Below are 7,533 nucleotides of genomic sequence, written 5' to 3'. Positions count from 1 at the left end.
CTGCCCGCAGCAGGCCGAGGATGCCTTGCATTCGGGGGTGACGACCATGCTGGGCGGCGGCACCGGGCCATCGCATGGCACGCTTGCCACCACATGTACGCCGGGTCCGTGGCATATCCACCGGATGTTGCAGGCTTTGGATGCGATCCCGATGAATTTTGGTGTCGCGGGCAAAGGAAATGCGTCGCTGCCAGAGGGGCTGATCGAGCAGGTTCGTGCGGGCGCCTGCGCGATGAAGCTGCACGAGGATTGGGGCACCACGCCCGCAGCGATTGATTGCTGCCTCACTGTCGCCGACGAAATGGATGTGCAGGTGATGATCCATACCGATACGCTGAACGAGTCGGGATTTGTGGAGAATACCCTCGCGGCGATCAAGGGCCGCACCATCCATGCCTTTCACACAGAAGGCGCGGGCGGCGGGCATGCGCCTGACATCATGAAAGTGGTGAGCAGCCAGAACGTGATCCCGTCCTCCACCAATCCCACGATGCCTTACACAGTGAACACGGTGGAAGAGCATCTGGATATGCTGATGGTCTGTCACCATCTGGATCGCGCGATCCCCGAGGATGTGGCCTTTGCCGAAAGCCGTATCCGCAAGGAAACCATCGCGGCCGAGGATATTCTGCATGATATGGGCGCGTTTTCGGTGATTTCCTCCGACAGTCAGGCCATGGGCCGGGTGGGGGAGGTGATCACCCGCACATGGCAGACGGCGCATAAGATGAAGGTCCAGCGCGGGCGTTTGGCTGACGAAACCGGAGAGAATGACAATCTGCGGGTGCGGCGCTACATCGCGAAATACACCATCAACCCCGCGATTGCGCATGGTCTGTCGCGCCATATCGGCAGTATCGAGGTTGGCAAGCGCGCGGATCTGGTGATCTGGCAACCGGCCTTTTTTGGTGCCAAGCCCGAGATGGTGCTGATGGGCGGCATGATCGTGGTGGCGCAGATGGGTGATCCCAATGGCTCGATCCCGGTGCAGCCGATGTATTCGCGCCCGATGTTCGGAACATTGGGCCGCGCACGGGGCGAGGCCTGCGCGACCTTCCTGTCTGCGGCGGCAATGGCCGATGGGGTTGGCGCGGCTTTGGGGCTGCAAAAGCGGCTTTACGCAGTCGAAAACACCCGCAACATCGGCAAATCGGATATGCGTCTGAACGCGGCAACGCCCCATATCGAGGTCAATCCCGAAACCTATGAGGTGCGGGCCGATGGCGAGTTGCTGACCTGCGAACCGGCGCGGGAGTTGCCGCTCGCGCAGCGCTATTTCCTGTTCTAATGCAGCGGGGTGGAGACAATGCGGCGGATCGGCCAGCCGGGGCGTTGCGGGCCACGGGGCTTTTCTTCCATTTCGACCTCCAGCGTCAGGGCGGCTTCGCGCGCCTGAAGCCGGCGCAGCAGGGCGCGCAGGGCGATCAATTCTTCGGCGGGGGTTTGCTTGGGCATGGCAGTTCCCTTTCTGTTCGATCTGCTGTGACCCTCGCAACAGAAGGTTAAAGAATCATGCAACTCACCTCACATCACATCCTGCGCAGCGGCAGCTGGCTGAAGGCCGATGCCCGGATCGTGCTGGGCTATGACGCCCGGTTTTTGCGGCGCAAGCGCATGCAGGCCGAGGATGGCACCAGCTTTCTGGTCGATCTGCCAGAGACCACCAGCCTTGATCAGGGTGACGCCTTTCAGCTTTCCGACGGGCGGCTGGTTGTCGTCATCGCGGCGGCGGAGCCGGTGGTACGGATCACCGGCGATCTGCCGCGTTTGGCCTGGCATATCGGCAACCGGCATACGCCCTGCCAGATCGCGGCCGATCATCTGGTGATCCGGCGCGATCATGTGCTGGAAAAGATGCTGACGGGCTTGGGCGCGCAGGTGCAGCTGACCGAGGCGCCCTTCCGGCCCGAGGGCGGGGCCTATGGCCATGGCCGCACCATGGGGCATGACCATGGCCCGGATTTCGGGTTTCACCACCATGGCGACGGGGTTTTGCATCGCCATGGATGACCGGCTGCGCCTTGTGCAGATGCTGTCGCCAGCGTTTCCGATTGGCGGCTTTGCCTATAGCCAGGGGCTTGAGCAGGTCATGGCAACCGGGCAGGTGACGGCGGACAATCTGGAAGACTGGGTCTGCGATGTGCTGGAATTCGGCACGCCTCAGATGGATGCGGTGATCGTCGCGCAGGCCCATGCAGCGGGTGACCCTGACCAGCTTTCCGATCTGATCCGCGCCATGGCGAGCTGTGCCGAGCGTGAGATCGAGCTGATGGAGCAAGGGCGCGCCTTTTGCGCGCTTGTGGCGGGGATCACAGGCGAAACAGTCTCTGTGCGGCCCTATCCGGTGGCTGTGGGCTTGGCGACGCGCGGCCTTGCCGTGCCTGTGGAGGAGGTGCTGGCGCTGTTTCTGCATGGGGCGGCGGCGCAGATGATCTCGGCGGCGACGCGATTTTTGCCGATGGGGCAAACCCGCGCACAGGCGATGCTCGCGCGGCTGTCCTCGCGGATCGGCGCGATTGCGCAGCGGGCTGCCGTCATGCCGCTGGAGGACATCTCCAGCTTTACCCCCGGCGCCGATATGGCGGCGATGCGACACGAAACCTTGGAAGTCAGGATATTCCGCACATGACCAGCCCGAATGGCCCTTTGCGCGTGGGAATTGGCGGCCCTGTGGGCGCTGGCAAGACCACGCTGACCGAAAAGCTCTGCGCCGCGCTGGCGTCGCGTTGCTCGATGGCGGTGATCACCAATGACATCTACACGCGCGAAGATGCCGATTACCTGACCCGCGCGCAGGTTCTGCCCTCGAACCGCATTCGAGGGGTGGAAACCGGCGGTTGCCCGCATACGGCGATCCGCGAGGATGCCAGCATCAACCTGGCCGCCGTGGCCGATCTGCGCGGCGCCTTTCCCGATCTGGACCTGATCCTGATCGAATCCGGCGGGGATAATCTGGCGGCGACGTTCAGCCCCGAACTTGCGGATTTGACCATCTATGTGATCGACACCGCAGCCGGGCAGGATATTCCGCGCAAGCGGGGGCCGGGGCTGGCGCGCTCGGACCTTCTGGTGGTGAACAAGACCGATCTGGCGCCGCATGTGGGGGTCGATCTGGTGCAGCTGGAGGCCGATACCAAGGCCGCCCGTGGCGCGCGGCCCTATGTGATGGGACGCATGCGGCAGGGGCAGGGGGTGGCGCAGATCGTGCAATTCTTGCAGGAAGAGGGCGGGCTCTCACTCGCCTGATGGGCGAAATTGCTGCGACTTTCGCGTTATTCCCCCAAAGTATACCTTGCGCATGCAGGGGGGGCTGTCATGCTTTCATTCGGAAATGCGAATGGATGAGTGCATGTTTGTCACCCCGAAACAGGCGGCGGAGCTTTCGGTTCAGGCCGGAATGATGATGGCCGAGGCGCAGATGGTGATTGCCATGCGCCTTTGGGGCATGGCTGGCCTCTGGAACACCAAGCCAGAGGAAAACCTGCGCATGGTGCAGGAAAAGGCCGAGGCTGCGCTGCAATCCGCCACCAAGGCCGGGGCCGCGATGATGGCGGGTCATGGCACGGCTGCGGTCGCCATGGCCGCCCTGAAGCCCGTGCGCAGCCGCACGCGCGCCAATCTCAAGCGGTTGCAGAAAAGCGGCCCGAACCTGCCGCTGTAAGGCTTGCAGCCTCTCCGTGCGCCGCCTAGCGTGGCGCAAAAAGGGGGCCACATGACCGATCACGTTTCCACCCATCAGGCCGAGGAAGACGCGCGCAATGCCGCGCTTCTGTTCTGGCTGAATGGCCGCATCGTGCCCCGGGCCGAGGCGGTCGTGTCGATCTATGACAGTGGCTTCATGCTGGGCGATGGCGTGTGGGAGGGGGTGCGGCTGTATGATGGCCGCTGGACCTTCCTGGATGATCATATGGAGCGGCTGTTCGAGGCGGCAAAGGCGATTGATCTGGAGATCGGCCTGACCCCCGATCAGGTGAAGCAGGCCATTTTCGATTTGCAGGCCGCGAATGGCATGACGACTGACGCCCATGCGCGGCTGATGGTCACGCGGGGCGTCAAGACGCGGCCCTTTCAGCACCCCAAGCTCAGCCAGCAGGGCCCGACCATTGCGATCATCATGGAGCATTCGCGCCCCAAGATCCCGCGCCCGATCACGCTGGCCACTGTGCCGCATCTGCGCGGTCTGCCGATGACGCAAGACCCCAAGCTGAACTCGCACAGCAAGCTGAACTGCATTCTGGCCTGTATCGCGGCGCAAAAGGCGGGGGCGGATGAGGCGCTGATGCTGGATCTGCATGGCTTTGTGAACACTACTAATGCCTGCAATTTCTTCATCGTGAAGAAGGGCGAGGTTTGGACCAGCACGGGCGATTACTGCATGAACGGCATCACCCGCCGCAAGGTGATCGAGCTGTGCCGGGCGAATGGCATCCCGGTATTCGAGCGCAATTTCAGCCTTGTCGACACCTATTCCGCCGATGAGGCCTTCCTCACCGGCACCTTCGGGGCACAAACTCCGGTGGGGGTGATTGACGGGCGGCAGATCGGAAACGGCCAGATGGGGCCGATGACCGAACGCCTGCGCGGCCTTTATAAAGCGCTGGTGATGGCATGAAGATCGCCATGTGGAGCGGGCCGCGCAATCTGTCGACGGCCATGATGTACAGCTTTGCCGCGCGCGGCGATTGCGCCGTGACGGATGAGCCGTTTTATGCGGCCTATCTGAGCGCCACCGGCGTTGAGCATCCGATGGGGGCCGAGATCGTTGCAGCGGGCCAGACAGATGCTGCGCAAGTGGCGGCGCAGTGTCTGGGGCCGAACCCGGACGGGCGGCCGTTTTGGTATCAAAAGCACATGACCCTGCACATGATCCCCGGCTTTGACCGGGGCTTTTTGCGCGGCTTGACCAATGTGTTCCTGATCCGCCACCCGGCACGGGTGGTGGCCAGCTATTCCAAAAAGCGCGAAAGCCCGAACCTGGCCGATATTGGTTTTGTGCAACAGGCAGAGCTATTCGATCAGGTGGCGCAAATGACTGGCAGCGCCCCGCCGGTGGTGGATAGCGCCGACATCCGCGCCACCCCGCGCGAGACCCTGGGCAAGCTGTGCCTCGCGCTGAATATTCCGTTTACGGACAATATGTTGCGCTGGCCTGCCGGGGCCAAGCCTTATGACGGCGTTTGGGCGCCGCATTGGTATAATGCGGTCCATGGCTCTACCGGCTTTGACGAGCCGGAAGGCCCGCTGCCCGATCTGCCGCCAGCCTATCAGGCGCTGGTTGATCAGGCGCTGCCCTTCTATGAGCGGCTGCGCGCGCTGGCGCTTTAACCCAGCAGTTTTGCCAGCCCCATGGCCACCGTGGGGCTGCCCGAAAGTTTCAGCTTGCCGGTGGCCATCGCCATCATCGGGTTCAGCTTGCCTTTCAGCAGGCTGACCAGATTTTCCCGGCTCAGGCGCAGCGTGCAATCGGTGTCGCGGTCGGCGGTCGAGGCGGTGCCATCGGCTAGCACGATCACGCCATCCGCACCACAATCGAATTTCAGGCTGCCCGAAAATGCCTTGTTTTCCAAGGCTTTACGAATGTCTGCCGCGATCTGTTCCATGATGCTCTCCCCGCTTTGCCGCAGCTAAACGGGGCGGCGCGCGCCTTGCAACATCTCCGTTGCGTCACGAAAAAAGGCCGCCCCCAAAGGAGCGGCCCAAGCCTTTCGCGGGGTGCGTGCCAGGCACGCGCCGCGCTCAGCCCTTGTTCGCAACCCGCGCGTTGCGCGTGGCGATCAGCTTCAGCCGCAGCGCGTTGAGACGGATGAAACCGGCGGCGTCTTTCTGGTCATAGGCGCCCGCGTCTTCCTCGAAGGTCACATGCTTTTCGCTATACAGCGAATGTTCCGACCAGCGGCCCACGCAGGTGGCAGCGCCCTTGTACAGCTTCAACCGCACGGTGCCGGTGACATGCTCCTGGCTCTTGTCGATCAGCGCTTGCAGCATCTCGCGCTCGGGCGAGAACCAGAAGCCGTTATAGATCAGCTCGGCATAGCGCGGCATGATCGAGTCCTTGAGGTGGCCGGCGCCGGCATCCAGCGTGATCTGCTCGATGCCGCGATGCGCCTCCAGCAGCACGGTGCCGCCGGGGGTCTCATAGATCCCGCGCGATTTCATGCCGACAAAGCGGTTTTCCACGAAATCCAGCCGCCCGATGCCATGCGCCCCGCCCAGCTCGTTCAGCTTGGTCAGGATGGTGGCGGGCGACATCGCCTCGCCATTGATCGCCACGGCATCACCCTTCTCAAAGGTGATCTCGATATATTCGGGGGTGTTCGGCGCCTCTTCCGGAGAAACGGTGCGCTGATACACATAGTCCGGTGCCTCTTGCGCCGGGTTTTCCAGTGCCTTGCCCTCGCTGCTGGTGTGCAACAGGTTGGCATCCACGCTGAACGGGGCCTCGCCGCGCTTGTCCTTGGCGATCGGAATCTGGTTGGTTTCGGCAAATTCGATCAGCTTGGTGCGCGAGGTCAGATCCCATTCCCGCCAGGGTGCGATCACCTTGATCGAAGGGTCCAGCGCATAGGCGCTCAGCTCGAAGCGCACCTGATCATTCCCCTTGCCGGTGGCGCCATGGGCCACGGCATCGGCGCCATGCTTATGCGCGATCTCGACCAGATGCTTGGAGATCAGCGGCCGCGCAATCGAGGTGCCCAGCAGATAGAGCCCCTCATAAACCGCATTGGCGCGGAACATCGGGAAGACGAAATCGCGCACGAATTCCTCGCGCACATCGACGATATGGATATTCTCGGGCTTGATCCCCAGCAGTTCGGCCTTGGCGCGCGCGGGTTCCAGTTCCTCGCCCTGACCCAGATCGGCGGTGAAGGTGATCACTTCGCAGCCATATTCGGTCTGAAGCCATTTGAGGATGATAGAGGTATCAAGGCCGCCCGAATAGGCAAGCACGACTTTCTTGGGCTTCGACATGGGGATGCTCCAAACGGGTTTTGCCTGCGATTAAAGGGAAATGCCTGTGGTGGCAAGCCGGGCGACTGGTTGACAGTGCCGGGCGGCTCTGCCTTTTGTGGCGCAGGCGGCGCAAGGAGAGACAGATGAAAGCCTGGGCGATTTTCGTTCACTCCATCCGGCAGGTTTTCGGCAACCTGCCGCAGGCCTTGCATGTGTCGGGGCTGCTCTATCTGGCGCAGATGGCGATTTCGGTGGCGATTGGCGTCACCCCCGCCACGCTGCAACCCGGCGCGCCCATGCCCCCCGGCGAGGCTTTTGGCGCTTTGCTGGCGGTGATTGTCATGCTGGTTTCGACGCTGTGGATCGCCGTGGCCTGGCACCGCTTCGTGCTGCTGAACGAGCGGCCCGTCGGCTATATCCCGGCCTTTTCCGGGGCGCGGCTGGGGCGGTATGCCGGGCGGTCGATCCTGATCGGGCTGGTGGTGGTGGCGATGGCGCTGGTGATCGGGCTGGCCTCTGGCATCGTGCTGTTTGCGCTTTTGGGGCAAAGCCCGCTGGCCAATCTGCTGGCGGCGCTGGCGA

10 protein-coding genes and 1 pseudogene are annotated in these 7,533 nt (G+C 62.9%); 8 read left to right on the top strand and 3 right to left on the bottom strand.

The features are described 5' to 3' along the window. Positions 1-1,288: urease subunit alpha (ureC, locus tag JNN06_RS01565; RefSeq protein ID WP_291237843.1), on the top strand; the 1,288-nt coding region annotated here is incomplete at its 5' end. Here the strand turns inward: ureC and JNN06_RS01560 are convergent. After that, the gene (locus tag JNN06_RS01560) at positions 1,285-1,455 is read right to left on the bottom strand and encodes a hypothetical protein (protein WP_291237842.1); all 171 of its coding nucleotides are present in this window, start codon (positions 1,453-1,455) and stop codon (positions 1,285-1,287) included. The two genes, ureC and JNN06_RS01560, sit on opposite strands and share 4 nt — an antisense overlap. A 57-nt stretch (positions 1,456-1,512) precedes the next feature. Here JNN06_RS01560 and JNN06_RS01555 point away from each other — a divergent pair, with 57 nt between their 5' ends. The 6 genes from JNN06_RS01555 to JNN06_RS01530 all read left to right on the top strand — a co-directional run bounded on the left by JNN06_RS01555 (position 1,513) and on the right by JNN06_RS01530 (position 5,325). Further along, complete coding sequence (locus JNN06_RS01555) at positions 1,513-2,010, top strand: urease accessory protein UreE (protein ID WP_291237841.1); 498 nt, start codon at positions 1,513-1,515, stop codon at positions 2,008-2,010. Then, a complete protein-coding gene (locus tag JNN06_RS01550) occupies positions 2,003-2,629 on the top strand; it encodes an urease accessory UreF family protein (protein ID WP_366812320.1) in 627 nt (208 codons plus the stop codon). Before JNN06_RS01555 ends, JNN06_RS01550 begins: the two co-directional genes overlap by 8 nt. Next, positions 2,626-3,246, top strand: coding sequence for an urease accessory protein UreG (ureG, locus tag JNN06_RS01545; RefSeq protein WP_291237839.1), 621 nt, complete (start codon positions 2,626-2,628; stop codon positions 3,244-3,246). The genes JNN06_RS01550 and ureG overlap by 4 nt, the downstream gene beginning before the upstream one ends. Positions 3,247-3,337: 91 nt before the next feature. Continuing rightward, a complete protein-coding gene (locus tag JNN06_RS01540) occupies positions 3,338-3,661 on the top strand; it encodes an antifreeze protein (protein WP_291237838.1) in 324 nt (107 codons plus the stop codon). Between the two features lie 51 nt (positions 3,662-3,712). Further along, a complete protein-coding gene (locus tag JNN06_RS01535; RefSeq protein WP_291237837.1) occupies positions 3,713-4,612 on the top strand; it encodes a D-amino acid aminotransferase in 900 nt (299 codons plus the stop codon). Next, positions 4,609-5,325 carry an HAD family hydrolase gene (locus tag JNN06_RS01530; protein ID WP_291237836.1) on the top strand — a complete coding sequence of 239 codons (717 nt, stop codon included), beginning with the start codon at positions 4,609-4,611 and terminating at the stop codon, positions 5,323-5,325. Before JNN06_RS01535 ends, JNN06_RS01530 begins: the two co-directional genes overlap by 4 nt. On the opposite strand, the gene JNN06_RS01525 is transcribed toward JNN06_RS01530, so the two are convergent. Next, positions 5,322-5,603 (bottom strand): SCP2 sterol-binding domain-containing protein, encoded by a 282-nt coding sequence (locus tag JNN06_RS01525; protein WP_291237844.1) that lies wholly within the window; start codon positions 5,601-5,603, stop codon positions 5,322-5,324. The genes JNN06_RS01530 and JNN06_RS01525 overlap by 4 nt on opposite strands. Before the next feature lie 133 nt (positions 5,604-5,736). Continuing rightward, entirely contained in the window at positions 5,737-6,969 is a 1,233-nt protein-coding gene (locus JNN06_RS01520; RefSeq protein WP_291237835.1) for an argininosuccinate synthase, read from the bottom strand. A gap of 125 nt (positions 6,970-7,094) precedes the next feature. Here JNN06_RS01520 and JNN06_RS01515 point away from each other — a divergent pair. After that, positions 7,095-7,533 (top strand): annotated as a pseudogene (locus JNN06_RS01515) (hypothetical protein); the annotation flags it as partial.

Origin of the sequence: Gemmobacter sp., assembly GCF_016792925.1 — a bacterium.
In the GTDB taxonomy this organism is placed as follows: domain Bacteria; phylum Pseudomonadota; class Alphaproteobacteria; order Rhodobacterales; family Rhodobacteraceae; genus Gemmobacter.
This window is presented reverse-complemented; position numbering and strand designations above follow the sequence as displayed.